Annotated in this window: 2 protein-coding genes; one reads left to right on the top strand and one right to left on the bottom strand. The window is 72.3% G+C overall.

Annotated features, from left to right (window positions below; all coding sequences use genetic code 11):
* Positions 1-181 (top strand): glycine betaine ABC transporter substrate-binding protein (locus ACFY5C_RS41810; RefSeq protein ID WP_389455324.1); only part of this gene is annotated, 181 nt, incomplete at its 5' end.
* Positions 182-192: 11 nt separating this feature from the next.
* Here the strand turns inward: ACFY5C_RS41810 and ACFY5C_RS41805 are convergent.
* Complete coding sequence (locus ACFY5C_RS41805) at positions 193-984, bottom strand: PDZ domain-containing protein (RefSeq protein WP_062665238.1); 792 nt, start codon at positions 982-984, stop codon at positions 193-195.
* Positions 985-1,204: the final 220 nt, after the last annotated feature.

Genomic DNA, 1,204 nt, shown 5'->3' with positions numbered 1-1,204 from the left:
CCCGATGATCAACACCAAGACCCTGCGGAAGTGGCCGGCGATCCCCGACGTCCTGGACCCGATCACGAAGAAGCTGGACAACACGGTGGCGCAGGAGCTGAACGCGAAGGTGGACGTCGACGGGGAGGACCCGCACCAGGTGGCGCTGGACTGGCTGAAGCAGGAGGGCTTCGTGAAGTAGCGCTCCCGTTCTCAGCAGGCCGGGACCGTGCCCTTGCCCGTCCTGAGCGCGTCGAGCGCGCCGATCGCGCCCTTCAGGGTGGTCACCGGGACCAGGCGCAGGCCCTTCGGGAGTTCCGCCTTCGCGTCGCCGCACTCGTCCTTCGGCACCAGGAACACCGTCGCGCCGTCCCGCCGGGCGGCCTGCGTCTTCAGGGAGACCCCGCCGACCGCGCCGACCTTGCCGTCCGGGTCGATGGTGCCGGTGCCGGCGATGACGCGGCCGCCCGTGAGGTCGCCGCCGCTGCCGTCGCCGTCGAGCTTGTCGACGATGCCGAGCGAGAAGAGCAGACCGGCGCTCGGGCCGCCCACGTCCGCGAGCTTCAGGGTGACCCGGACGTCCTTGCCGTCGAGGTCGAGGTAGGTCAAAGCGGCCTCGGTGGCGTCGTCCTGGGACTCCTTCATCTGCCGGGTGTTGAACCGCTCGATCTCCCGGGTGCTCTGTCCGCTGGGATAGACCGAGTCGCGCGGCATGACCGCCTGGTCGGTGCTGAACCAGGCGTCGATCACGTCACCGAGCCGCACCGTGGTGTCGGGCGACGTCGCCTCGATCGTCGTCATGCGCAGCTGGCCGCTGGTGTCGCGGGTCGGAGCACCGGAGATCGTGATGACCGGCTCGCCCCGGTTGTCGCCGAGCACGTTCGCCGTCAGACCGGGCTGCGTCAGCGAGAACGGCAGGGGCGCGAAGGCCGCGGTGGCGAGCAGGGCCACCACCGGCAGCGCACAGACGGCGAGGGCCCGGGGGCGCGTGAGGCGTGAGAGCACGGACCAAATCTAACGTGACGGCGTGCCGCCCCGGACCGGGGCCGGGGCGGTGCTGGGCGGCGCCGGCACGGCTACAGGTCGCGCGGGCGGCGGGCGGTGCGCTCGGGCGGGGTACGGAGCCGGAGGCGCCGGGCTGCGTTCAGGCGCGGTACAGGTCCCTGCGGGCCGTGGTGAAGCGTCGCAGGGCCTCCGGTAGGGGACGGACGCCGATGCCGGGGCC

This window comes from Streptomyces sp. NPDC012935 (assembly GCF_042900345.1).
Classification (GTDB): domain Bacteria; phylum Actinomycetota; class Actinomycetes; order Streptomycetales; family Streptomycetaceae; genus Streptomyces.
Note: the sequence above shows the minus strand (reverse complement) of the source record. Positions and strands in the feature narration are given on the sequence as shown.